Genomic DNA, 25,435 nt, shown 5'->3' with positions numbered 1-25,435 from the left:
GACATAGGTGCGTCCCGCGAGTGACCGCAGGGGCGTGACACGAATTCCGGCCCCCGGCATCCTGGTGGTGTTCATGTGACCACAGTGCTCCCAGGACGCCGGCGCAACCAGATCCCTCCCGTACGGGGGAACGCGGATCCTGGTACCGGCACCACCACCCTGCGCAGGTCAGCGCACCTCGTCCGCGTCAACCGGAGGGTCGGTGGCGGGCAGCCTCAGGGTGAAGAGCGAACCGGCGCCGAGTTCACTCGCCACCGCGACGGTACCGCTGTGGGCCGTCACGAGCTGGCGGACGATGGACAGGCCGAGCCCGCTGCCGCCGGTGCGTCGGCTGCGGGACTTCTCGGCCCGCCAGAACCGGTCGAAGACGCTGGGCAGATCCTCCGCGGCGATACCGCTGCCTGTGTCGGCCACCTCGATGACGACCTGGTCTTCCTCCTTCCGGGCCGAGAGGGTGATCCTGCCGCCGTCCGGTGTGTGCCGGATCGCGTTGGACACCAGATTGCCTAGTGCCTGCCGCATCCGGACCGGATCCGCGTCGATCCACGCAGTCCCGCTCCCCGTCGGCGCGGACGTCCCGTCCGTCCCCGTCCGCAGCCCGATGCCCGCAGCCTCCGCTCCCACCCGGTGCGCCGCGGCGACCTGTTCGAGCAGCTCGTCGGCGCGGACGGCCTCGCGGTGCAGCGCGAGAGTGCCCGCGTCGGCCGCCGCGAGGTCCTGGAGGTCGTCGATGACCCGCTGGAGGAGTACCGCCTCCTCATGCAGGGAGGCGAGCAGTTCCGGGTCGGGGTCGACGATGCCGTCGCGGGTCACCTCCAGCCAGCCACGGATGTTGGTGAGCGGGGTGCGCAGTTCATGCGCGATGTCGCTGACCATCGCCTTGCGCTGGGCCTCCATCCGTTCCCGGCGCTCGGTCAGCTCGTTGAACGCGAGCGCCAGGATGCCCGTCTCGTCGCGGGTGGTGACGGGCACCCGTACATGCTGTTCCAACGGCTGCTGGGCGGCCTGCGTCAGCGCGCGCAGCGGGCGTACGAGGCGGGTGGCGACCAGCGCGGTCACGGCCACGGTGAGGGCCAGGACGAGACCGGTGACTCCGACGATCTTGGCCTTGTTGGCGTTCGACATGTCGAAGTGCGGGAGGGCGCTGTCCCCCGTGCCCAGGAACAGCTCGGCGACGGGCGCGACATCGGGGTCGAGCTGCTCCCGGCGCGCTTCGGCGACACACTCGCTCCCCTTCGCCCCGATCGCCGTGGGACGCCCACCCACGCCCTTCCCACCCAGGGCGAACTGCGGCTGTGGGGCCTGGCTGGAGAACTCCAGCGAGATGAACCCCTTCGCGGGCAGAGCAACGTCCTTGCGCCGCAGGCACGCCTCGGCGAGGCTCGTCAGCCGAGTCAGCGCCGTCTCCTCGGTGTGGGTCAGCGTGTTGAGCTGTCCGTCCGCGCACACCTCGGGCACGGTCGAGTTCGGGAGGATCCCGTTCTCGTCCGACAGGACGGGCCTACCGCTCGGCGTCCAGGTGATCGTGGTGTCGACGCCGTTGCGCGCGGCGCACTTCTGCCGCAGAGTCGCCAGCTTGCCCAGCCGTGCCCGCTCCAGGGGCGTCAGCCGGTAGGGGCCCACCGCGCGCGGGTCGACGCCGCTGAGCTGTGCCCCCGGCTCCGAGTAGGTGTCGGTGTGCAGGGGGTCGACGGTGGCGGCGGCCCCGGGCGGCAGGGCGGTGCGGGACTTGGCGGAGTCGGCGATCGGCGTACGGTCCGCCGTCGTCAGCGCGATCCGTCGCCCCGTGGCGGCCGACAGCCGGCGCACGGTGTCCTGGACGCCCGCCCAGCTCGGGTGGGTGGCGGCGTATCCGCTGAGCTGCCGGAGGATGTCCGTGTCGTCGGCGAGGACCTGTCCCTGCTCCTCCTGGATGGCGCGGGTCGTCGTCTGCACCGCCAGCCACGCCGTCGCCGCCACCGAGCAGAGGGCGACGAGCACCGAAGTGATCATCAGCCGTACGAGCAGCCTCTTGCGCAGCGGTATGCCGGAGCTCACCCGCGCCCACCGCTGAGCTTGTACCCGACGCCGAACACGGTCAGCAGCCGCACCGGCCGGCGGGGATCGGGCTCGATCTTCTTGCGCAGGTTCATGATGTGCACGTCGATGGCCCGTTCGGTGGAGGCCCGGTCGATACCGCGGGTGCACTGGAGCAACTGCCGCCGGGAGAAGACCCGTTCCGGTTCCGCGGTCATGGCGCGCAGGATCTCGTACTCGCCGGGGGTGCACTCCACGCGCGCGCCGTCGCAGTGCACCTCGTGCCGGACCGGGTCGACGGTGATTCCGGCGGCCCGTACGGCCCGGTCCTGATCATCGGCCGGGCGCCCGCTGCGCCGCAGGACCGTGCGGATACGGGCCATCAGTTCACGCGGGCTGTACGGCTTGGTCATGTAGTCGTCGGCGCCGAGTTCCAGTCCGAGCAGGACGTCTTCCTCGGCGGAGCGGGCGGTGAGCATGAGGACGGGGATGTCGTCGTCCCGGCGCAGTACCCGGCATACGCCGAAGCCGTCGACCACGGGCAGCATCAGGTCGAGGACGACGAGGTCGGGCTTGTGCCTCCGCACCTCGTCGAGCGCGGCCTCGCCGTCGTGGACCACGGTCGCGGTGTGTCCCTCCTGAAGCAGTGAGCGGCGTATCAGCTCCGCCTGTTTCTCGTCGTCCTCCGCGACCAGCACATGTGCGCACACGTGGCCGATAGTAAGCGTCTGCGCTCGGGAAAAGGGGAGGCGAGAGGGTCTTCCCACACCCTGACAACTTCCTGATATCCGCCTGCGAAGCTCACGCACGCCACCTGACGCGACTGTGGTCGAAGGTGTGCACGGATCTTGACGCTCTCCGATCCGGGGCCGTAGCTTCCCCAAGGATTTAAACGATTCAAAGGCGTGGGCCCGAAGGGGTCCTCTTTGTGCTGCCCTCCGAGAGAGTGGACGAGATCCATGAGCAACGTCACCCCGGCCCACCGCTCGGGGCTTCCCCGCCGCGCTCTCCTCGGAGCCGCCGTCGCCACGGCCGCGGCCGGTGCGTTCGACTGGAGCCTGCCCTCGGTGGCGGGGGCCTCGACCGCCGTCGGCCCGCCCTTCGCGACGCCTGGTCACGCCGTACGGCCGAAGTTCCGCTGGTGGTGGCCCGACGGCCTCGTGCAGCCCGACGAGATCAGACGCGAGATCGACCAGATCGCCGACGCCGGCTTCGGCGGGGCCGAGATAGCTGCGGTCCATCACAGCGTCACGGACTCCTCGGTCCTGGACACCGCGCGGCACGGCTGGGGCAGCGCCGCATGGGTGGCGGGTGTGGAGGCGGCACTCGGCCAGGCGGCCCGGCGCGGCCTCACCGTCGATCTGACCATCGGTCCCAGCTGGCCGGCGGCGGTCCCCGGCATCACACCGGACAGCGAGGCGGCGGTCAAGGAACTCTCCTACGGAACAGCCTCGTTGACGGCGGGAACCGTCTACTCCGGCCCCGTGCCGCCCCCGGTCTACGCCGCCGCCTCGGGCGTGACCCGGCAGCAGTTGCTCCTGGTCCAGGCCGCCCGGGTGAACACCGCGAACTCCACCCGCAAGGAGACGGGGCTCGACCTGGACTCCGTCCGGGACCTCACCGGCGCCGTCACCGACGGCACGCTCACCTGGACCGCGCCCGACGACGGCAGCTGGGTGATCGTGTCCTACTGGGTTCGCGGTTCCGGGCAGACTCCGGAGGGCGGCCCGCACACCGCCCCGGCCGCGTACGTGGTCGACCACTTCAGCGCGGCCGGCACACGCGCGGTGACCGACTTCTGGGAGGCCCACCTCCTCTCCCCCACCGTCCGGCGCCTGCTCAAGGTCTCCGGCGGGGCGCTCTTCGAGGACTCCATCGAGCTGGAGACCGACGGCCTCCAGTGGACGCCCGGCCTCCCGGACGCGTTCCTCGCCCACACCGGCCGCTCCCTGCTGCCGCTGCTGCCCGCCGTGGTCCTCAACCACGGCAGCCAGGTCTTCGCGTTCGAAGCCGCCGTCACCCGGCAGATCCGGCACGACTTCTGGGAAACGGTGTCCGTCCTCTTCAACCGGCACCATGTGACGGCCCTGCGCGCCTGGGCCCATTCCCTCGGCCTCGAACTGCGTTCCCAGCCCTACGGTCTGCAGACCGACGCGATCGCCTCGGCCGCACTCCTGGACATCCCCGAGGGCGAGTCCCTCGGGTTCAAGAACCTCGACGACTACCGCTGCCTGGCGGGCGGCCGAGACATGGCGGGGCACACCGTACTGTCCTGCGAGGCGGGCGCCTATGCCGGCGGCGCGTACAACACCACCTGGCAGAAGTTCCTGCGCACCATGGGCGGCGCCTATGCGGCAGGGGTCAACCAGACGGTCGTCCACGGCTTCTCCTACGCCGAGCTGCCGGGCGTGAACTGGCCCGGATACGCCGCCTTCACCCCGTACAAGGGGACGGTCGGCTACGGAGAGTCCTGGGGCCCGCGGCATCCGACCTGGCGGCACGTCGCGGACGTGTCGGGGTACCTGGGCCGGGTTCACCAGGTGTTGCAGACCGGCCGCCCGCGCGTCGACGTCGCGGTGTTCCGGCAGACCGGGTACACCGCGACCGGCATCGGCGCCTCCTGGTTCACCGCGACGGGCATCCCCCTGGGCTGGACCCACCAGTTCCTCAGCGGGCCGCTGCTCGACCTGCCCGCCGCCACCGTGCGCCACGGGCGCCTCGCACCCGAAGGCCCGGCGTACAAGGCCCTGTTCGTCGAGGGCGACTTCTTCTACGGCTCCACGGTCACCCTGGCACTGTCCGACGCCCGCGCCCTGCTGCGCCTCACCCGCGCCGGACTGCCCGTCGTGCTGCTCGGCGCCTGGGACACCGTCGTGCCACCCGGCGTCCCGGACAGCGGCGAGAGCGACGAACTGCGCTCCGTGGTGGCCGAGTTGCTGGCCCAGCCGCTGGTCCGCCAAGTCACCGACAAGTCGGCCGTCCCCACCGCTCTCGCCGACCTCGGGGTGGCACCCGACGTCCGCTACGCGACCTCTTCCACCCTGCTCAACGCCCACCGCACGGCCGACGGCGTGGACTACTACTACCTCTGCAACGGCAAGCACGCCGAGACCGTCAAACCACCGGTGGCGGCGATCGACCACGAGGTCACCCTGCGCCGCACGACCGCGGGTGCCGTGCCCTACCTCCTCGACCCGTGGACCGGAAAGGCCGAGCGCCTCGCCCGCTACACCGAGGACGGCGACGCCGTCACCGCTCGCGTCACCCTCCAGCCCGCCGAGACCCTGATCCTGGCCCTCGGCCGCCCCGGGCTCTTCGGCGCCCGTCCCGGCCGCCGGCCGCACGCGGTCGACAGCGAGGCGGACGAGGTGCGCCTCACCGACGCCGGACTCACCGTCCGGGCGACCACGGCAGGCACGTACAGCACCGTCCTGTCCTCAGGCCGCACCGTGCGGACGACACTCAAGACCGTCCCCGCGCCGATCGATCTCGCCTCCTGGCAGCTGCACGTCCAGGACTGGCGGCCCGGCGACACGCCCTACCGCACCACCGTCGTCGAGCACGACCTCACCCTCGACGCGCTGCTGCCCTGGTCGCAGATCAGCGAGCTCGCGGACGTCTCTGGAATCGGCCGCTACCGCACCACGGTCACCCTCGACGACGGCTGGACCGGCGGCCACGGCGCCCGTCTGGAACTGGGCACCGTGACCGACACCTGCCGAGTCACCGTGAACGGCCACCGCCTCGACCCCGTGGACCAGATCCATCCCGTCGTGGACCTGGGCGACGTACTCGGGCGCGGGGTCAATGTCATCGAGGTCGAGGTCGCCACCCCGCTCTCCAACCGGCTGCGGGTCAGCGACCCCGCGGTCTACGGCGGCACGGCGCGTCAGGCGTACGGACTGCTCGGGCCGGTGCGGCTGGTCCCGTACGGCGAGGCGCGGATCGACTGACCGGGCCGTGTGCCGGTCAGTCCCAGTCGGCCGAGGATTGGCCGACCCGGCCGCCCGTGTGCGCGGACTGGACGTAACCCTCGGGTGGCGGGGGAAGTGCGGCCACGCACTGCGCCGAACATGCGTTGACCAGCAGGGGCAGAACGTCCGTGGCCACCCGCAGGGAGATCCAGACCGGGTGGAGCCCGCCGAGCTCGACGGCTCGGTCGCAGACGCTGCATGAGGAGATGGCTGTCGTGCCCCAGCGGCGTGGGTCCAGGTCGCCGATATCGAGTCCGGCGACCGAACTCTCGGCAGGCTGAAGCCGCGGAAAGGGGGGCCGCAGCTTGTAGTTGCCGAACAGAGTGCGCGTACTCACCGTGCTCTCGGTGAGCCTCGTGCATCTGGTGATCTCGTACGGGAACCAGTGCAGTCGGTAGGAGGTGTACGGGGTGAACTCCTCCAGGCTGGTCATCGCCCCGATCTCGGGTGGGATGCGGACGAGGTTGCTGCCGTAGATCATGAGGTGCTTGACCGCCGTCAGCTTGGCGATGGTCGGCGGCAGAGTGACGATCTGCCGCCGTTCCTGGGGGTTGAGCTCGACGAGCGGACGGAACTCCTCCCGGCCGTCGGCGGCCGCCTCGTCGATGAGCTCGAGCAGATGCTGCCAGCCGGGCGCCGAGGTGTCCTGCCGTTCGGTGTGGAAGCCGACGCGAGCGCGCGGCTGGGAGCGGATTTGGTCGAAGCAGCGGCAGATGCCCCGGGAGGACTCACGTCCAACCGGGCTCGAATTCGGATTCGGCTCCGGGCTCGGATTCGGCTCCGGGCTCGGGTTCGGCTCCGGCTCCGGGCTCGATGTATCGATCCAACGGTTCACGAAGACCTCCCGCTCCGCCTCATTCGTGATGGCGCCAACATACGGGCGCTTCCCTGGACTTACCCAGCGAATTTTCCGGTCGGCAGCTCAAACCCCCAGCTGAGCTTGGGCTTTGCCTTCTGCCCGGGTGGCGGCGGCAGCTGTTACCGTCGCTGGTTGTGACGCAGCCGCTGCCGGAATTCCCCTACCATCCTGATCCCATCGCCACGGGCGCGGTCGTACCGTCCGACACGACGTGCGTCTGTTGCGGGCAGGCACGCGGGTACATCTACACAGGCCCCGTCTACTCCGTCGACGACCTCGCCGATCGGCTCTGCCCATGGTGCATCGCAGATGGAACAGCTGCCGGCCGCTACGAGGCCACCTTTACGGGAGGCGCTGTCGGCGACGACGTACCGATCGAGGTCTTCGTGGCGGTGGCCGGCCGTACGCCGGGTTTTCCCGGATGGCAGGAACCTCAGTGGTACTTCCACTGCGGTGACGGCACGGCATTCCTCGGCGCGGTCGGAGCCGCCGAACTCGCCCCCCATCCCGACGCGATCGAGACGCTCCGCCAGGAGGCCGGCGGCTGGGGATGGCCTCCGGACGAAGTGGAGCAACACCTCAGCACTCTGGACAAGGACGGCGGGCCCACCGCCTACCTCTTCCGATGCCGCGTCTGCGCAACTCACCTCGCGTACTCGGACTTTACGTAGGCCTGTAGACGACGGTCGGAGCGAGGGCGAACCAGGCGGACGGCGTCAGTGCCACTCCCACGGTCTGGTGCCGACTTCGTGACCGTGTCCCGTGTGGTTCACGTCACATCGCTGATGTGGAACTCGTGCGAGGTCATCGGCGAACCACTGATGTCCACGCGAACGACTTCAAGGGAAGTACATGAACCGAAGAGGCAACCGGTGACGCTCTCACCGGGCATCGGTGTTCGGCACGGCACCCGGGACGACAACGAGCCGGCCTCCGACGCCTCGGTCGTCAAGGATTCCTGGGAGACGCCGGACGTCTTCGCCGTACTGTTCGACCGCTACGCCGGCGACATCCACCGCTACGTGGCCAGACGGCTGGGTGTCGATGCGGCCGATGACCTGATGGCCGAGACGTTCGTGATCGCGTTCCAGCAGCGCCGTCGCTACGACCTCTCTCAGGCCCAAGCCCGTCCATGGCTGTACGGCATAGCGACCAACCTCGTCGGACGCCACCGGCGAGCCGAGGCCCGGCGCTTGCGTGCGATGTCACGTGCGGTCTCCCTGGCATCCAGCGGAGAGAGCGAAGGAGGCGAGCCCATGGAGGACCGAGTCGCCGAGAGAGTCAGCGCCGAACGCTCCTCGGGAGTGCTGGCGGGCGCGCTCGCCAAGTTGCCCGCCCGTCACCGTGACGTGCTGCTCCTCGTCGCCTGGGGTGACCTCGACTACGCGGAGACCGCGGAGTCCCTGGGCATTCCCATCGGCACCGTGCGCTCACGCCTGCACCGGGCGCGTGCCCAGCTACGCAAAACGGTGGGCGCCCAGGATGTCCCCTCCGCGGCTGCACTCCAAAAGGAGCACGATCATGGATGACCTCACTGAGCTGCGGGAATGGGAAGCCGGCAACCTCCAGCTCACCCCACAGGCTCGCGCTGCGGCTCGGGCCCGCCTTTTCCGCGCCATCGACCATGAAGCGCGCCAGGGCACGAGAGGCCGACTGTCCCGGCGCCTCGTTCTGCGCGGCGCCTTCGTCGGCGCTGCCACCGCGGCCGCGGCAGGTATCGCCGTCGCCGTCACGAGAGACGGCGACAGTGCGAGCACGCCGAACCTCACCACGCTCAGCGCGGCCCAGATCCTCCAGAAGGCCGCGGACGCCTCGAGAGCCGACCACAGCCGGCTGCCCATCCCGCGCGACGACCAGTACTTCTACACCAAGACCTACATCGAACGGACACCCCTGAAGGGCGGCAGGACGCGCACCTGGACGGACGAGAGTTGGATGTCGGTCGACGGCTCCAAGCCCTCGCTCCGGCATGAGTACGGGAAAGTCCACCACGACCCGCCGCTCGGCAAGCATGAAGTGCGGTGGCCGCCCACCGTCTACGCCAAGCTAAAGAAGCTGCCCACAGACCCTGACGAACTCCTCGAAACGCTCCGCCACGGACAGCAGAGCACTCCGCAGACGGACCAAGGCGCGTTTTTCGACGCGTGTCTGCTCATGCAGGGACCGCGGGTGATGCCACCAGGGCTTCAGGCTGCTGCGTTCGAGGCGCTCGCCGACATCCCGCGGGTGCGCGTCGACCGAGATGATGTGGACATCCTCGGCCGACCGGGAGTCGGGGTGTCCTACCCGGGCATCGACTTCACTTTCCTCTTCGACCGCGACACCTATGTCTATCTGGGCATGCGGTTGAAAGGCTGCACAACGAAGCTGGTGAACGGTCAGTGGCGGGACACCAACCCGTATTTCGAAACGAAGGGCCTCCAGCAGATCGCTGTGGTCGACGGCATTGGCCGGCGCCCCTAGGAGTCGCCGTCAGAAGGGCCGGGCCACACCAGGAGGGCCGTGGGGGCGATGGCGGCCCGAACGAGAATGGGTCAGGGGTCTGTGACCGCGGCCTGGCGGTGCGGGAGATCGACACCGTCAGGTGAAGGTGTCCAGGCACAGGACCCCCAGCGCGACGAGGAACAGGGCGGCAAAGGCTCCGGCCACGAGCACCCCGGCGACGGGTCCCGCAAGCAACCCCGAGCGAGCTGTCGCACTCGCTCGATGAGTACGAAGTACCGGCATGGTCGCTGCTTCGGTGCGCCGGGAATTCTGCGTTCCGCGGTCGTGTAGTCGATGACACCCCCTACCGGCAGCACACCATCCACACGCTCGCTCTCCAGCCGGACTGAGCCGCATCGCCGTACGCCTGGCCCTGGAGCGCGAGGAGCGCCTGACCGGCGATGACCACGTGGTCCTCGGCACGAAATTGGTCGTCCGGCAATCCGTGCGTTCGCTATCTTGGCCGGTGCGGCGACCGCCGTCGGGCAATCCTGTGTTTCTGTGAAGGGTGGCGGGTGGCGGTGGTCGCCGGCTGGGAGTGGGACGACACGCTGTTCTCGGGGACGGCCCCCTACTACCGACGAGGAAGGCTCCCGTACGCACCCGGTCTCGCGGATGTGCTCGCCGAGGTTCTGCGACTCGACGGTCGGGGGCGCCTGATCGACGTGGGATGCGGACCGGGCACCCTGGCACTGAGTCTGGCGCACCTGTTCGGTGAGATCGTCGGTGTGGATCCGGACAGCGGGATGCTCTCCGAAGCTCGAAGGGGAGCCGCCGAGGCGGGGGTGAGCGGAAAGTCGCGGTGGGTGCGGGTCCGGGCCGAGGACCTGCCCGCAGGCCTTGGGACGTTCACCGTGGCGACCTTCGCCCAGTCCTTCCACTGGATGGATCGGGATCTGGTGGCGGCGACCATCAGGGACATGCTCCTGCCCGGCGGGGCGTTCGTGCACATCTCGGATCTGAAAACGGAGCGTCGGTCCGTCGACGATCTTCCGTATCCGGCGGTGCCCTATCCCGCGATGGACGAGTTGGTCAGGCACTATCTCGGACCGGTACGACGCGCCAGGCGCGGGGTGCTGCCGCAGGGCACGCCCGGCGGCGAGGCGGCGGTGCTCACGCGCGCGGGATTCTCCGGTCCTCGGCGTCATGTCGTTCCCGGCGGGCAGGCGCTTGAGCGCACGTGCGATGACGTCGTCGCGGGGGTGTTCTCGATGTCGTTCTCTGCTCCGCACCTGTTCGGCGCGCGCCGTGACTCCTTCGAGTCGGACGTGCGTCTCCTGCTGCGGGAGGTGTCCCCGTCGGGCCGATTCTCCGAGCGCCTTCCGAGCACCGAGGTCTTCGTCTGGGGAAAGAACCCCGCCGAGCCGTGATCCGGCCGGCCTGCTGTCGGCCCGCAGCGGGATGCGGGCCCGGGCCTACCGTGATCCACTGAAAGAGCAGACATCACGACGTCCGTGCGGTGCGCGGGCGGGGACGAAACGGCCGATCCGCAGGGCTCGGAAGGGGCGTCCACATGAAGGTTGTCGTGGATCTCACTCGGTGCCAGGGGTACGCGCAGTGCGCTTTCGCCGCGCCGGATGTGTTTGTCATCCAGGGGGACGAGGCGCTGCTGTACGACACCGAACCGGACGACGCGCAGCGGGAGAAGATCGTGCGGGCCGCGGCGGCCTGCCCGGTCCAGGCCATCTTCCTCGACCGTGACGACACCCGTGACGACACCCGGATCCAGGAGCCCGCGCCCGAGACGCACGTGGCCGCCCCCGGCCCTGGGGAGGCGTTCAAGCGTACGGGGCGCATCGTCATCGTCGGGGCGTCCCTGGCCGGCCTGCGGGCTGGTCGGACGCTGCGCCAGGAGGGCTTCACCGGCTCGCTGACCGTGATCGGGGACGAGCCTCACGCACCCTACGACCGGCCGCCGTTGTCCAAGCAGGTCCTCATGGGCCAGGTTCCTGCGCGGCGGACCGGACTGCCCCGCCGCGACGAACTCGACGCGCACTGGCGGTTCGGGGTCGCGGCCACGGGGCTCGACCTGAGCGGCAAGCAGGTGCTGCTGGCCGATGGCGAGAAGGTGGAATTCGACCGGTTGCTCATCGCCACCGGAGTACGGGCGCGCCCGTGGCCGAACGAGGCGGAGGCCGCTCTCGACGGGCTGTTCGCGCTGCGTACGCCGGAAGACGCGGAAGGGCTGCGGCAACGGCTGGCGGCCGGGCCCGGCCGGGTGCTGGTCATCGGTGCCGGGTTCACCGGCTGTGAAGTCGCCTCCGCCTGCCGCGAGTTGGATCTGCGGGTGACCGTACTCGAGCGCGGCCCGGCCCCGTTGGCCGGGGCGCTGGGCGCGGTGATCGGCGGGGTCGCGGCGCAGATGCAGCGCGACAACGGCGTCGACCTGCGGTGCGGCGTCAGAGTCGAGTCACTGGAAGGCGACGACAGTGGGAGGCTGCGGCGCGCCCGTCTGTCCGACGGCAGCACTCTGGACGTCGAAGTGGCGGTGGCCGCTCTTGGCAGCATCCGCAACGTGGAGTGGTTGGAAGGCTCGGGGCTGGCGGCAGGGGCCTGGGGCGTGGCGTGCGATGCGGGGTGCCGCGCCGTCGACGTCAACGGCCTCGTGACCGACGATGTGTTCGTCGCGGGCGACGTGGCCCGCTGCCCACACCCCGTCTACGACTACCAGTACCTGGCCCTGGAGCACTGGGGCAACGCCGTCGCCCAGGCGGGGATCGCCGCGCACAACATGATCAGCACCCAGAGTGAGCGCTGGCCGCATCTGGCGCTGCCGGAGTTCTGGTCCACCCAGTTCGGCACCGAGATCAAGTCCGTCGGCGTCCCGACCCACGCCGATCACGTCGTCATCGCCCAGGGATCGGTGGCCGAGCGCCGCTTCGTCGCCGTCTACGGCTACCGCGGGCGGATCACCGCGGCGGTCGCCTTCAACCAGGCCAAGTGGCTGGAGTTCTATGCAGGACTGATCGACCGGGCGGCGCCGTTCCCGCCGTCCTTCCGCACCGTCGACCGGCCCACCGACGGGCACCCGGTCGCGGCCGAGGTCCCGGAACGGCCCACCCCTCAGGCCACGGTCGTGGTGACCGGGCACGGACCCAGTGAACGGCGGGCCACGTTGGTCCGCAGAACGTACCTGTGACCCCTGCCCAGGCCACCGCACGTCCCTGATCCCCGAGTTGCGGGAGATGCCCTCCATGACCCGGACCAGCACCTGGCAGCAGATCCTGGATCCCTCCCACCGTGCCGACCCGTACCCGCTCTACACCGAGCTGCGCAAGACACCCGTGGTACGGGTGGAGGACGGGACCTACGTCGTGAGCACCTACCGCGAGATCGTCTCCCTGCTCCACGACCCACGGCTCAGCTCGGATGCGCGCAACCTTCCCGAGGTCGGCGCCGATGTCGCGGCGCAGTACGAAGAGGGCCTTCCCGGGCTGCCGCCCAACTTCATCCGGACCGACCCGCCCGAGCACGACCGCCTTCGGCGCCTGCTGACGCGGAACTTCGGCCCGCCCCACCGTCCGGAACGTATCGACGGCATGATGTCCGACCTGCTCGGGATCGTGACGAGACTGATCGACGACTTCACAGGGGAGGACGGGTCCGGCACGGTCCGGGTCGACATCGTCGACGACTTCGCCTATCCGTTCCCGGTCACGGTGATCTGCGAGCTGCTGGGAGTACCCCGCGAGGACGAACCGCGCTTCCAGGTGATGTCCGGCGCGGTCATCGAAACCGCCGATCCGACCACCGGCGGGATCGTGGAGCGGCAGCGCCGACGTGCGAAGGCCGTCGCCGACCTCGGCCAGTACTTCGCCCAGCTCCTCGACGCCCGCCATGGCCGACGGGGCGACGACCTGCTCTCCGGACTGCTCAGCGGTGACAGCGACGAGGCGCCGATGTCACGCGAAGAGATACTGAGCAACGCGGCCCTGCTGCTCGTCGCCGGTCACGAGACGACCGTCAACCTCGTCACCAACGGCATGCTCACCCTCCTGCGCCACCCCGAGGTGCTCGACCGGCTACGTCGCGGCGACGAACCCGATCTGGCCGCCCACGTGGTCGAGGAACTCCTGCGCTACGAGCCACCGGTGCAGTTTCTGTCCAGCGGCCGGAACACCCTCGACGACATCGAGATCGCCGGCACCACCATCCCCAAGGGCTCACCGGTCGCCCTCGTGCTCGCCTCCGGCAGCCGCGACCCCGGCTTCGTCACGGACCCCGACCGCTTCGATCCCGATCGAGAGCACAACGAGCACCTCGGCTTCGGCGGCGGCATCCACTACTGCTTCGGTGCCCCGTTGGCCCGTCCCGAGACACAGATCGCTCTCACCCAGCTGGCACACCGGCTGAAGAACCCCCGACTCGTCGCCGACCCACCGCCCTACCGTACGAGCCCCAGCCTGCGCGGCCCCCGCCACCTTCTGATCGAGATCGACGGCGTCGATCCCGCATGAGGATCTCCGCGATTCCCCGGCGTGGCTCGGTCGATCCCCCCAGACTTGCCCTTGTTTCCCCGTGCCGAAGGGACGGCAAGTATGGCGAACCGCGCGCTCCTCGTGATGGACGTCCAACGGGACATCGTGAGCATCGCCGACGACGGCTCCGGATATCTGCCGCGCCTGGGCAGGGCGATCGACGGTGCCCGCGCGGCGGGCATCCCCGTGATCTACGTGGTCATCGCGTTACGGCCGGGCGATCCGGAGGTCAGCCCCCGCAACAGGGTGCTCACCGCCGCCGTGCGGGCCGGCCTGTTCACCGAGGGTGCCCCCGGCACCGAGATCCACCACGACGTCGCGCCCAGGCAGGGCGACGTCGTGGTCACCAAGAGGCGAGGGAGCGCGTTCTCGGGCAGCGACTTCGACCTGGTACTCAGGGCTCGTGACATCGACAGCCTTGTCCTCACCGGCATCGCCACCAGCGGTGTGGTGCTGTCCACCCTGTGCCACGCCATCGACCTGGACTTCGACCTCACCGTCCTGGCGGATGCCTGCCTCGACACCGACCCTGAGGTGCACCGGCTCCTCACCGAGAAGCTGTTCCCGCAATGGGCGGATGTCGTCACCGTAGAGGACTGGCTCAAAACCCTCGCACCGCGATAGCGCGAGGCTGAAACGGCCACGGCATCCCTGCCGCTCAGCGTCGCTCGCCTCTCGCCTCACCACTCTCAGCTCTCAGCTCTCTGCTCTCTGCTCTCTGCACGGGAACCTCACGCGTCTGGAACCTCACGCATCCCCGGCCGGCGGAGCCGTGCTCCCCCGCACCACCAGCTTCGTGGGGACGAGCGTGGTGCCGTGTTCCGGCCCGCCGTGGCGCATCCGCCGCAGGACACCCTCGACGCACAGGCGTCCCACCTCGGCGAAGTCCTGGTGGACCGTGGTCAGCGGCGGCAGGAAGGAGCCGGCCTCGGGGATGTCGTCGAAGCCGATGACGCTGACGTCGTCGGGGATCTTCCGGCCGCGTTCGTGCAGGGCCCGCAGGAGGCCCAGTGCCATCTGGTCGTTGGCGGCGAACACCGCCGTACAGTCGCGCTCGTCGGCGAGCCGCAGGCCCGCGCGGTAGCCGGACTCCGCCGACCAGTCGCCGCGTACGAGGGGCGGCGGAACGCGGCCCGCCTCGGTCAGGGCGGCGTGCCAGGCATCGGTGCGTCGCTGTGCCGCGAAGGACTCCTCGGGGCCGGCCAGATGCCAGACCGTGCTGTGGCCTAGGTCCAGAAGGTGGCGTACGGCGGCCCGGGCTCCCCCGGCCTGGTCGGTGTCGACCACCGCGTAGCGGTCGCCCGCGTCCGAGTCGGCGACGACGACCTGCACGTGCGGGGGCAGGGAGATGGTCGCCGCGTCGAGCAGGTGCACCTCCATGATGGCGATGACGGCGTCGACGGCGAGTTCCCCGAGCCGGGAGAAGGCGCCGCGCACCTCGTCCTGGGTGGGCACGGCGACCGGCAGCAGCGTGACGGCGTAGCCCTCCTGCGCCGCGGAGGTGGCGATCGCCTCCAGGGTGCGCATGTTGCCCGTGGTGGAGAGGTTGAAGGTGATGACGCCGATGGTGCGGAACTCGCCGCGCTTGAGGGCCCGGGCGGCGCTGTTGGGCCGGTAGCCCAGTTCCTTCATCGCCGCCAGCACCTGTTCACGGGTTTCCTCGTTCACACCCGCGTAACCATTGGACACGCGGGAAACCGTCTGCGAGGAGACCCCGGCCAGGCGTGCGACATCCGCCATGGACGCGGTCTGCGTGCGACGCACCGCCCGTTTTCCCTTGCGCCCGCGGGACCGTTCCGTCCCCGTCGAGGCGCTGTCCGCAGTGTCCACCCGTCTCCTTTGTTACCCGGGTCGTCGTTTCGTCAGACGACCCTTGACCACCGACATTGGCGCAGTGTAGACATGCCGCCATCAGATGTTTACGTAAACATAACAGCCCTCGACGCAAAGGGGGACGGCATGTTTACGTAAACATCGCGACGGCGTGAGACGCCGGTTCCGAGATGGACGAGCGAGGAACGACATGACGACGCTTCAACCCCCTGCGGGCGTGGCACGGCGCCCGGACCGGCCTCCGAAAAGGGACCGCCGCTCCTGGACAGGATGGGGGTTCATCGGCCCCTTCGCGGTGGTCTTCGCCTTCGTCTTCCTGGCTCCGATCGCCTATTCGATCTACCTCAGCCTCTTCCGCGACAAGCTCATCGGGGGCACGTCCTTCGTCGGCCTGGACAACTACAAGCAGGCTCTCCAGGACGACCAGTTCTGGTCCTCCTTGGAGCGGGTCTCGCTGTTCCTGCTGATCCAGGTGCCGATCATGCTGGGGATCGCCCTGCTCGTCGCACTCGCGCTGGACAGCGGCCGTCTGTACGGCAGGAACTTCTTCCGGATCTCGATCTTCCTGCCGTACGCGGTGCCCGCCGTGGTCGCCACCCTGATGTGGGGCTTCATGTACGGCACCCGGTTCGGTCTGGTGGGTGACATCAACAGCGCCTTCGACGTCACCCTGCCGGACCCGCTCTCCGCGGACCTGGTCCTGGCGTCGATCGGCAACATCGTCACCTGGGAGTTCGTGGGCTACAACATGCTGATCTTCTACTCCGCGCTGCGGGTCATCCCGAACTCGCTGTACGAGGCCGCGGAGATCGACGGCGCCGGGCAGATCCGCATCATCTCGGCCATCAAGCTCCCCGCCATCCGCGGCGCCCTGGTCATCGCGACGATCTTCTCGATCATCGGCAGCTTCCAGCTCTTCAACGAGCCGAGCATCCTGCGGCCGCTGGCCCGCAACGCCATCACGACGGACTACACCCCGAACTACTACACGTACTCACTGTCCTTCAACGGACAGCAGCACAACTACTCCGCGGCGGTCGCCATCATCATGGGGCTGATCACCATGGTCATCGCCTATGTCGTGCAGCTCCGCGGCATGCGCAAGGGAGCGTGACCCGATGAGCAGCACGAGCAGCCCCGTCACCACCGCCTCCCAGCCCCCGTCCGCTCAGTCCGGTCAGTCCGGCGGTTCCAAGAACACACCCCGACTGCGCACGCGGCGCAAGCACACTCCCGGACGCCCCAAGCGCAGCGTCCTGCTGACCGTGCTCACCGGCCTGATCATGCTCTACACCGTGGTGCCCCTGGTGTGGCTGGTCATCAGCGCCACCAAGACCCAGGAAGGGCTCGCCAACTCGTCGGGCCTGTGGTTCAGCCACGACTTCGCCCTCTGGGACAACATCAGCAAGACGTTCACGTACCACGACGGCATCTTCGTCCGCTGGCTGCTGAACACCCTGCTGTACGTCGGGCTCGGCGCCGGCGGCGCGACCCTCCTGGCGATCCTAGGCGGCTACGCGCTGGCGAAGTTCAACTTCCCCGGGAAGCGCGCCGTCTTCGCCGTGGTCATCGGTGCCGTCGCCGTCCCGGGCACCGCCCTGGCAGTGCCCACGTTCCTGATGTTCAGCAAGATGGGGCTGACGGACACACCGTGGGCGGTGATCATCCCCTCGCTCGTCTCGCCCTTCGGCCTGTATCTGATGTGGGTCTTCGCCACCGAGGCCATCCCCACCGAACTGATGGAGGCCGCCCGCATCGACGGAGCGGGCGAGATCCGCACCTTCTTCCAGGTCGCCATGCCGCTGCTCGCTCCTGGCACCGTGACCGTCCTGCTGTTCACCACGGTCGCGACCTGGAACAACTACTTCCTGCCGCTGATCATGCTCAAGGACCCGAACTGGTACCCCCTGACCCTCGGCCTGGACTCCTGGAACTCCCAGGCCCAGACGATCGGTGGCGACGTGATCTTCAACCTGGTGATCACCGGTTCGCTGCTCACCATCGTGCCGCTGATCGCCGCGTTCCTGCTGCTGCAGAAGTACTGGCAGTCCGGACTTGCCGCCGGAAGCGTCAAGGAATAGCCCGCCCTCAGGCCCCCACCCCCCGCAGCCTCACCTCTTTCACCCTCACTCTGTCCCACCCATGAAGAAGTCCCGCCCACGAAGAAGTGGAAGCACCTCCATGCGCAGAACCTCCGGCCGCCTGCTGCGCGGCTTGACCCTCCTCTCCGTCCTCGCCCTGGGGGCGACCGCCTGCGGAGGCTCCGACGACGACAGCTCCGGCCAGAAGGCGGTCTCCGCCACGGACATCCAGGCGGCCCTCAAGAAGGGCGGCACGGTCAACGTCTGGGCCTGGGAGCCCACGCTGAAGACGGTCGCCGCCGACTTCCAGAAGAAGTACCCCAAGGTCAAGATCAACCTCGTCAGCGAGCGGTCCGGCGACAAGCACTACACCGCGCTGTCGAACGCCATCTCGGCCGGGAAGGGCGTCCCCGACGTCGCGCAGGTCGAGTACTTCGCGCTGAGCCAGTACTCCCTCACCAAGGGCCTCAGCGACCTGGCCCCCTACGGCGCCGACAAGCTCGCCGCCAAGTACACCCCGGGTCCGTGGAACGCCGTGAGCGAGGGTGACAAGGTCTACGGCCTGCCGATGGACTCCGGCCCCATGGCGATGTTCTACAACAAGAAGGTCTTCGACAAGTACAAGATCGCGGTCCCGACCACCTGGGACGAGTACGTCGACGCGGCCCGCAAGCTGCACAAGGCCGACCCCAAGGTCTACATCGCCAACGACGCCGGCGACGCGGGCTTCACCACCAGCATGCTGTGGCAGGCCGGTTCGCGCCCCTACAAGGTCGACGGCACCAAGGTGACGGTCAACTTCGAGGACGCGGGCGCCAAGAAGTACACCGACACCTGGCAGAAGCTCATCGACGAGAAGCTCGTCTCGCCCATCAACGGCTGGACCGACGACTGGTACAAGGGCCTGGGCGACGGCACCATCGCCACCCTGACCACCGGCGCCTGGATGCCCGCCAACTTCGTCTCCGGCGTTCCGAACGCCTCCGGTGACTGGCGAGCGGCCCCGATGCCGCAGTGGACCAAGGGCGACAAGGCGAGCGCGGAGAACGGCGGCAGCTCCCTCGCCCTGCCCGCGCTCGGCAAGAACAAGGAACTCGCCTACGCGTTCGTCGAGTACGCCAACTCCGGTGACGGCGTGCAGACCCGCATCAAGCAGGGCGCCTTCCCGGCGACCAAGGCCGAACTCCAGTCCACCGAGTTCCAGAACACCAAGTTCGACTACTTCGGCGGCCAGGAAGCCAACAAGATCTTCGCCGAGTCCGCCGCCAACGTCGCCAGCGACTGGTCGTACCTGCCCTTCCAGCAGTACGCCAACTCGATCTTCAACGACACCGTCGGCAAGGCCTACATCTCCGGCACCAAGCTGGCCGCCGGCCTGAAGTCCTGGCAGGACGCCTCCATCAAGTACGGCAACGAGCAGGGCTTCACCGTCTCGAAGTAGCCGGCATTCCCCTCGGGAGCCGCCGCTGAGCAGCAGGCGCTCGGCGGCGGCCGCCCGGAAACAACCACGCACCTCGCGCCACCCGTGCAGTAACCGGAAGGACCACCATGATCTCCACCCTCCTGTCCCAGTTGCGGCACGGGCCGGACGGTGATCCCACCCCCCGCCTCGCCTACGGCGCCGACTACAACCCGGAGCAGTGGCCACGCGAGGTGTGGGAGGAGGACATCCGGCTCATGCAGGAGGCGGGCGTCAACATCGTCTCCGTGGCGATCTTCTCCTGGGCCCGCATCCAGCCCACCGAGAACGAGTGGGACTTCGGCTGGCTCGACGAGATCATGGACCTGCTGCACGCGGGGGGCATCGGGGTCGACCTGGCCACCGCCACCGCCTCCCCGCCGCCCTGGCTCAGCACGGCGCAGCCGGAGATCCTTCCGGTCACCGCCTCCGGCGAGACGCTGTGGCCCGGGGCGCGCCAGCACTGGCGTCCCACCTCCCCCGTCTTCCGCGAGCACGCGCTGCGCCTGGTGCGCAAGATGGCCGAGCGGTACGCGAACCACCCCGCGCTGGTCGCCTGGCACGTCTCCAACGAGCTGGGCTGCCACAACGTCTACGACTACTCCGACGACGCCGCCCGCGCCTTCCGCGACTGGCTGCGCGCCCGCTACACGACGCTCGACGCCCTCAACCACGCCTGGGGCACGGCGTTCTGGTCCCAGCGCTACAGCGACTGGGAGCAGATCCTGCCGCCCCGGCTGGCCGCCTCCCACCCGAACCCCACCCAGCAGCTGGACTTCAAGCGTTTCTCCTCCGACGTGCTGAAGGACCATCTGCGCGCGGAGCGGGACGTCCTGCGCGAGCTCACGCCCGGTGTTCCGGTCACCACCAACTTCATGGTGATGGGCAACACCAAGGGCATGAACTACGCGGACTGGGCCGCCGAGATCGACTTCGTCTCCAACGACCACTACGTGGTGCCCGGCCCGCAGGACCGCGACGAGCTGTCCTTCTCCGCCAACCTCGTCAGCGGCATCGCCGGTGGCCGTCCGTGGTTCCTCATGGAGCACTCCACCAGCGCCGTCAACTGGCAGCCGATCAACGTGGCCAAGCGGCCGGGCGACCTCGCCCGTGACTCGCTGGTGCACGTCGCCCACGGCGCCGACGCGGTGTGCTTCTTCCAGTGGCGCCAGTCGGCGGCAGGCGCCGAGAAGTACCACTCGGCGATGGTCCCGCACGCCGGAGCCGACAGCGAGCTCTTCCGCGCGGTGGCCGGCCTCGGACAGACCCTCAAGACGCTCGCTCCGGTCGCCGGGACCGAGCGTGAGCCGGCCCGGGTCGGCATCGTCTTCGACTGGGACTCGTGGTGGGCGAGCGAGCAGGACTCCCACCCCACCGCCCAGCTCAGCTACCGGCAGGAGGCGCTGGACTGGTACTCCGCGCTCCTCGCCCTCGGCATCCGGGCCGACGTCGTCACCACGCAGACCGAACTCGACCGCTACCAGGTCCTGATCACGCCGGTGCTGCACGTCATGCCGGCCCCGCTCGCCAAGGAGCTCACCCGGTACGCCGAGAACGGCGGCCACCTGATCACCACGTACTTCTCCGGTGTCGTCGACGAGAACGACCACATCTGGCTCGGCGGCTACCCGGGCGCCCTGCGCGAGCTGCTCGGCATCCGCATCGAGGAGTTCGGCCCGCTGCTCGACGGCGAGACGGCCGACGTCGACCTGGACGGCGTGGACGGCGCCGCCACGGGCACCTTGTGGACCGACCGGATCAGCGTCACCGACCCGGCGGTGGAGGTGCTGGCGCACTACCGCGGCGGCACGTACGCCGACCGCCCCGCCGTCACCCGGCGCCCGACGGGCCAGGGCTCGGCCGCATACGTCTCCACCCGGCTCGGCACGGACGGTCTCACCGCGCTGCTGCCGAAGCTGCTCGCCCCGGCCGGTGTGCACAGTGAACTGCCGGACGGCGCGCGGGGAAGCGTCGAGCTGATCGTGCGCCGGAGCGCGGACAGCCGCTATCTGTTCCTGGTCAACCGGACCGACGAGACGGTGCCGCTGGCCGGAGTCTCCGGAGACCTGCTGGTCGGCCGGACGGACGACGACGGCACCGTCGTCCTCGCCCCCCGGGACGTCGCCGTACTGCGGCAGCCCGCCCTTTGACAGCCCTCGAACAGCGAGCACGGCCCCCCGTTCGAGGGTGACGCCGGCGTGTCCCCACCCGGGGGCACGCCGGTCCATCGCAGCGACCACACACGAGTTGGGAGCACACGTTGGCACGCCGTACCCGCACAAGACGGCTTCTGGGAACCATCGCAGGCACCGCACTGGCCACCGGGGCAGCCCTGGTCACGGCCCCGCCGACGAGCGCGGAGACCGCGCCGACGGCCGCCGCGTCCGTGACCGTCCGGCCGGATCCCTCGTACAAGGAGCAGAGCTTCGAGGGCTGGGGCACCAGTCTGGTCTGGTTCGCCAACGCCACCGGCAACTACCCGGCCCCGATCCGCGAGAAGCTCGCCAAGCTCCTGTTCGGCAACGACGGCCTCAATCTGAACATCGCCCGCTACAACATCGGCGGCGGCAACGCCCCCGACGTCAAGAACTACCTGCGGGCCGGCGGAGCGGTCGAGGGCTGGTGGAAGGCCCCGGACGGCACCACCCGTACGGACACCGACTGGTGGAGCGCAGGCGACGCGGCCGACTGGAACCCGAACGCCGACGCCACCCAGCGCTGGTGGGTGGACCGGATCAAGAAGGACATCACCCACTGGGAGACGTTCAGCAACTCGCCGCCCTGGTTCATGACCAACAGCGGCTATGTCTCCGGCGGCTTCAACTCCTCCGCCGACCAGCTCAAGTCCGACTCCGTCGACGACTTCGCCGCCTATCTGGCGGGCGCGACCAAGCGGCTGGAGAAGGCACACGGCATCAAGGTCGACACCCTCGACCCGTTCAACGAGCCGAACACGAACTACTGGGGTACGCGCCTGGGCGCGGACGGGCAGCCGGTCGGCGGCCGCCAGGAGGGGGCGCACATCGGCCCCGAGCTCCAGCAGCAGGTCATCCGCGCGCTGGCCCCCGCCCTCGAGAAGGCGAAGACCGGCACGAAGATCTCCGCGATGGACGAGACCAACCCGAGCATCTTCACGCAGAACTGGAACGCCTACCCCCAGGACGTCCGGGACCTCGTCGGCCAGTTGAACGTCCACACCTACGGCACCGGCGGCCGAACCAGCGTGCGCGACCTGGCCAAGGCGGCGAACAAGCCGCTGTGGATGAGCGAGGTCGAGGGCGACTGGGGCGACGGCCAGAGCTTCACGGACATGCGGCCGGGCCTGGGCCTGGCCCAGCAGATGGTCGACGACCTGCGCGAACTCGAGCCCAAGGCCTGGGTGTTCTGGCAGCCGGTCGAGGACTACGACAACATGAAGCCGGGCGGTGAGTCCGCCAAGGGCGGCAACTGGGGCAGCATCCAGCTCCCGTTCAGCTGCACCTCCGCGGACACCCTCGCGACCTGCCCCATCCACACGAACACGAAGTTCGACACCGCCCGGAACTTCACCCACTACATCAAGCCGGGCGACCGACTGATCAAGACCGACAACACGTCCAGCGCGGCCGCGGTCTCCAAGAGCGGCAACGGGGCGACCGTCGTCCACGTCAACAGCACCACCAGCGCGCGTACGGTCACCATCGACCTGTCCAAGTTCGGCCACATCGCTCGGGGCGCGACGGTGACTCCCGTGGTGACCAGCGCCGACGGCAAGCTGGCACGCCAGACCCCCGTCCCGGTCACCGACCGCCAAGCCACCTTCACCGTGCCCGCCCAGTCCGTGACCTCCTTCGTCGTCAAGGGCGTGTCGGGCGTGGCCAAGGACGCCGCTCTGCTGAAGAAGGGCCACACCTACTCCCTGACCGGCGTCCAGAGCGGCAAGGCACTCACCGTCGCGGACGACGGCGGCAAGCTCGTCATCAAGACGGCGAGCACGGACGCGGCCACGGTCGCCGGCCAGCGGTGGCAGCTGCGAGAGATCAGCGGCGGGACCGGCAACCGGCAGCGGTACGTGTTCACCAACCCGGTGGAGGGCAAGCGGCTGGCCGTGCGCGACGGCGCCCCGGTCCTGGAGGCGGACACCGGGCCGCGTGACACGGCCACGCAGTGGATCATGTCGACGACCGGTGACGGCACCTGGACCCTCGTCAACGCCGCCACCGGAAGGCTCCTGGAGGTGGGCGGCCAGGCCACCGCCGACGGATCCGCCGTCACGATCTGGACGCCGAACTCCGGCTCCAACCAACGGTGGACGGTGTCCGACGTGACCGCCGGGGCCGGTTCCTAGCCCTACGGCGCCATCCCTCTCCGCGCCCGTCCGTGACGGTCGGCACGGGCGCGGAGGGGTCTTGACCGTGGCCTCGCTGAGGTACAGCGCCTCGGCGATGGCCCGGTTGCTGCGCCCCTCGGCCAGCAACCGGACGACCTCGATCTCGCGATGGCTCAAGTCCTGCTCCGGGTCGACCACTTGGCCGACGCGTTCGCCGACGACCTCTGCGTCGACGGCCTTGTGCCCTGCTCTGACCGCGTCCCCCGGGGAGTTGCTGCCCCGGGCGAAGCGCACGTCCTGCCGGGCGAGCGCGGCCACCCAGTCCCAGCCGTACTTCCGCGCGTACAGGCTGTAGAGGTAGAGGACCGCGTCGTCGTCGTGCGGGTACGACGAGGCGATCTTCCCCTTCCACTTCGGGTCGATCAGGTCGAGCGGGGTCTTCGGGGCGCCCGCGCCGGCCGCGGCGACGTCGTACAGGAAGCTGAAGCCGATCGCGCCGATGGCGACCCAGGCGCCGTGCGACGAGCTTCAGGTCGATGTCCGAGAAGCGCTCGAGGAACGCGGCCTTGGTGCCGTGCTGCTGTGTCGGGGTGTCTCCGCCGGCACGGCGCCATGGTCAGTGGCGATTCTGGCGCCGTGGCGTGCGGTCGCGCGTCATCCGTGCGGAGCGTGGGACGCGCGGGCGGTGGAACCCGCGTTCAACCGATCGGTTGAACGACGTCGACGGCCGTGCGGGCCGCGCAGGACGTGCCCGTCAGCGCCCCGCGTCCGGCCCTGCCGGGCGCCGACGCACCCAGCCGAACAGCGCCACCGAACCCACCGCCGCGAACGCGCACCAGGTCGACACGAACTCCAGCTCCCACAGCGCCCAGCAGATCAGCGCGCCCGCGCCCATCAGCACGCCGAGCAGCAGAAGTCCACGGTCACCGGAGAGCAGGAGGGAGCCGACGGTGGCCAGGAGATAGCCGGCGACGAGCAGTTCGGGATGGTTCAGATGCACGAAGTAGCCGAGGGTGTGGCCGCGGACCTCCGCTCGTACGGGGCGGGTCACGAGGGCGTACGCGAGCGCGGCGCCCGTCACGAGGCCGATCGCCAGGGGGACCGTCAGCCCGCGCCGGGCGTGCGGGGGCGCCGCGCACATCACACCGGCCGGGACCCACACCGCGAGCAGAGGCAGCGCGATGACGGCCCAGGCGACGGTCGCCGGGCCCGTACCCCCGCCGGAGTCCCACACCACGGACTCCACGATCTGATGCGCCCCGAGGATCAACGGCAGCGCGGCCAGCGGCAGAACACGGACCCGCCGCACCCGCGCCACACAGACCACGCCGACCGCGCCGATCCCGACACCGGCGGCCAGGTCGGCCGTCGCACTCCAGCACATCGCGCCACCCGGGGGTCGGCCGTCATGTGATGACACCCTTACGCCGACCACCGTAGTGCCGCCGCCGCGCGAACTCATGCAGGCCACCCGCCGGTGCGGGGTCGAACGGGACCGGCGGCACCGGAATGCGTTCTGTTGCAGGGGTGATCGAGGCGCTTCGTCAGGGGGCCTGTAGCGTCGGTTGCCATGCCCCCGCAGATGAAGCTCACGGCGATCACGCTCGACTGCGCCGATCCAGAGACACTGGCCGCGTTCTATCACCAAGCCACCGGGCTCGAGCTTCACCCCGAATCCAACGGTGACTTCGCCGGCGTCACCCGCGAGGACGGGCTTGCGATCGGTTTTCAACGCGTCGACGACTACCAGGCTCCGCGTTGGCCGGACCAGGCCGCGCCCCAGCAGAGCCACCTCGACTTCGCGGTCGATGACCTCGACGAGGCGGAGGCCCTGCTGCTGCGGTTGGGCGCGACCAAACCGGAGTACCAACCGGGTGGCGACAGATGGCGGGTCTTCGCCGATCCGGCCGGGCATCCCTTCTGCCTGATCAGGGGCTGACGT

The 25,435-nt window shown here is 69.5% G+C and carries 19 protein-coding genes and 2 pseudogenes; 14 read left to right on the top strand and 7 right to left on the bottom strand.

Annotation, left to right across the window (positions count from 1 at the left end; all coding sequences use genetic code 11):
* Window positions 1-168: 168 nt before the first annotated feature.
* Complete coding sequence (locus AQJ27_RS42050) at window positions 169-2,037, bottom strand: sensor histidine kinase (protein ID WP_096240329.1); 1,869 nt, start codon at window positions 2,035-2,037, stop codon at window positions 169-171.
* Window positions 2,034-2,726, bottom strand: coding sequence for a response regulator transcription factor (locus AQJ27_RS42045; RefSeq protein WP_067381350.1), 693 nt, complete (start codon window positions 2,724-2,726; stop codon window positions 2,034-2,036). The genes AQJ27_RS42050 and AQJ27_RS42045 overlap by 4 nt, the downstream gene beginning before the upstream one ends.
* Window positions 2,727-2,975: 249 nt before the next feature.
* Between AQJ27_RS42045 and AQJ27_RS42040 the strand changes: the two genes are divergently transcribed.
* Window positions 2,976-5,969, top strand: coding sequence for a glycosyl hydrolase (locus AQJ27_RS42040; protein WP_067381347.1), 2,994 nt, complete (start codon window positions 2,976-2,978; stop codon window positions 5,967-5,969).
* 16 nt (window positions 5,970-5,985) lie between these two features.
* On the opposite strand, the gene AQJ27_RS42035 is transcribed toward AQJ27_RS42040, so the two are convergent.
* Window positions 5,986-6,825: a leucine-rich repeat domain-containing protein gene (locus AQJ27_RS42035; RefSeq protein ID WP_235613806.1), complete on the bottom strand. Its 840-nt coding sequence runs from the start codon at window positions 6,823-6,825 to the stop codon at window positions 5,986-5,988.
* A gap of 158 nt (window positions 6,826-6,983) precedes the next feature.
* On the opposite strand from AQJ27_RS42035, the gene AQJ27_RS42030 reads away from it, so the two are divergent.
* From AQJ27_RS42030 to AQJ27_RS42000, 7 genes are all read left to right on the top strand, one after another.
* Entirely contained in the window at window positions 6,984-7,520 is a 537-nt protein-coding gene (locus AQJ27_RS42030; protein WP_067381344.1) for a CbrC family protein, read from the top strand.
* 201 nt (window positions 7,521-7,721) lie between these two features.
* On the top strand, window positions 7,722-8,378 hold the full coding sequence (locus AQJ27_RS42025; RefSeq protein ID WP_067381341.1) for an RNA polymerase sigma factor: 657 nt from the start codon (window positions 7,722-7,724) through the stop codon (window positions 8,376-8,378).
* Window positions 8,371-9,312: a CU044_5270 family protein gene (locus tag AQJ27_RS42020; protein ID WP_067381338.1), complete on the top strand. Its 942-nt coding sequence runs from the start codon at window positions 8,371-8,373 to the stop codon at window positions 9,310-9,312. The genes AQJ27_RS42025 and AQJ27_RS42020 overlap by 8 nt, the downstream gene beginning before the upstream one ends.
* A gap of 542 nt (window positions 9,313-9,854) precedes the next feature.
* Entirely contained in the window at window positions 9,855-10,703 is an 849-nt protein-coding gene (locus tag AQJ27_RS42015) for a class I SAM-dependent methyltransferase (protein WP_235613811.1), read from the top strand.
* A 143-nt stretch (window positions 10,704-10,846) separates the two neighbouring features.
* Complete coding sequence (locus tag AQJ27_RS42010; protein WP_067381331.1) at window positions 10,847-12,472, top strand: FAD-dependent oxidoreductase; 1,626 nt, start codon at window positions 10,847-10,849, stop codon at window positions 12,470-12,472.
* 55 nt (window positions 12,473-12,527) lie between these two features.
* Window positions 12,528-13,790, top strand: a complete 1,263-nt coding sequence (locus AQJ27_RS42005; protein WP_067381326.1) for a cytochrome P450 — start codon at window positions 12,528-12,530, stop codon at window positions 13,788-13,790.
* Window positions 13,791-13,871: 81 nt separating this feature from the next.
* Window positions 13,872-14,435: a cysteine hydrolase family protein gene (locus AQJ27_RS42000; protein ID WP_067381323.1), complete on the top strand. Its 564-nt coding sequence runs from the start codon at window positions 13,872-13,874 to the stop codon at window positions 14,433-14,435.
* A gap of 123 nt (window positions 14,436-14,558) precedes the next feature.
* Here the strand turns inward: AQJ27_RS42000 and AQJ27_RS41995 are convergent, their stop codons facing one another.
* Window positions 14,559-15,551, bottom strand: a complete 993-nt coding sequence (locus AQJ27_RS41995) for a LacI family DNA-binding transcriptional regulator (protein WP_060896767.1) — start codon at window positions 15,549-15,551, stop codon at window positions 14,559-14,561.
* Between the two features lie 283 nt (window positions 15,552-15,834).
* On the opposite strand from AQJ27_RS41995, the gene AQJ27_RS41990 reads away from it, so the two are divergent.
* The 5 genes from AQJ27_RS41990 (at window position 15,835) to AQJ27_RS41970 (ending at window position 23,511) form a co-directional block, all read left to right on the top strand.
* Complete coding sequence (locus AQJ27_RS41990) at window positions 15,835-16,758, top strand: carbohydrate ABC transporter permease (protein ID WP_067381317.1); 924 nt, start codon at window positions 15,835-15,837, stop codon at window positions 16,756-16,758.
* Window positions 16,759-16,762: 4 nt separating this feature from the next.
* Window positions 16,763-17,725 (top strand): carbohydrate ABC transporter permease, encoded by a 963-nt coding sequence (locus AQJ27_RS41985; RefSeq protein WP_067381314.1) that lies wholly within the window; start codon window positions 16,763-16,765, stop codon window positions 17,723-17,725.
* 100 nt (window positions 17,726-17,825) lie between these two features.
* On the top strand, window positions 17,826-19,166 hold the full coding sequence (locus tag AQJ27_RS41980; protein WP_067381311.1) for an ABC transporter substrate-binding protein: 1,341 nt from the start codon (window positions 17,826-17,828) through the stop codon (window positions 19,164-19,166).
* 107 nt (window positions 19,167-19,273) lie between these two features.
* Window positions 19,274-21,334 (top strand): beta-galactosidase, encoded by a 2,061-nt coding sequence (locus AQJ27_RS41975; RefSeq protein ID WP_067381308.1) that lies wholly within the window; start codon window positions 19,274-19,276, stop codon window positions 21,332-21,334.
* Window positions 21,335-21,444: 110 nt separating this feature from the next.
* Window positions 21,445-23,511 carry an RICIN domain-containing protein gene (locus tag AQJ27_RS41970; RefSeq protein ID WP_067381305.1) on the top strand — a complete coding sequence of 689 codons (2,067 nt, stop codon included), beginning with the start codon at window positions 21,445-21,447 and terminating at the stop codon, window positions 23,509-23,511.
* A gap of 69 nt (window positions 23,512-23,580) precedes the next feature.
* On the opposite strand, the pseudogene AQJ27_RS55085 reads toward AQJ27_RS41970, so the two are convergent.
* The 3 genes and pseudogenes from AQJ27_RS55085 to AQJ27_RS41960 form a co-directional block, all read right to left on the bottom strand.
* Window positions 23,581-23,691 (bottom strand): annotated as a pseudogene (locus AQJ27_RS55085) (LuxR C-terminal-related transcriptional regulator); the annotation flags it as partial.
* A 3-nt stretch (window positions 23,692-23,694) separates the two neighbouring features.
* Window positions 23,695-24,097, bottom strand: a pseudogene (locus AQJ27_RS59310) (ABC transporter substrate-binding protein); the annotation flags it as partial.
* Window positions 24,098-24,247: 150 nt separating this feature from the next.
* Window positions 24,248-24,877, bottom strand: coding sequence for a DUF6629 family protein (locus AQJ27_RS41960; RefSeq protein ID WP_067381299.1), 630 nt, complete (start codon window positions 24,875-24,877; stop codon window positions 24,248-24,250).
* Window positions 24,878-25,063: 186 nt separating this feature from the next.
* Between AQJ27_RS41960 and AQJ27_RS41955 the strand changes: the two genes are divergently transcribed.
* The gene (locus AQJ27_RS41955) at window positions 25,064-25,432 is read left to right on the top strand and encodes a VOC family protein (RefSeq protein ID WP_067381296.1); all 369 of its coding nucleotides are present in this window, start codon (window positions 25,064-25,066) and stop codon (window positions 25,430-25,432) included.
* Window positions 25,433-25,435 lie beyond the last annotated feature (3 nt).

Origin of the sequence: Streptomyces olivochromogenes (genome assembly GCF_001514115.1) — a bacterium.
GTDB classification, from domain to species: Bacteria; Actinomycetota; Actinomycetes; order Streptomycetales; family Streptomycetaceae; genus Streptomyces; species Streptomyces olivochromogenes.
Note: the sequence above shows the minus strand (reverse complement) of the source record. Positions and strands in the feature narration are given on the sequence as shown.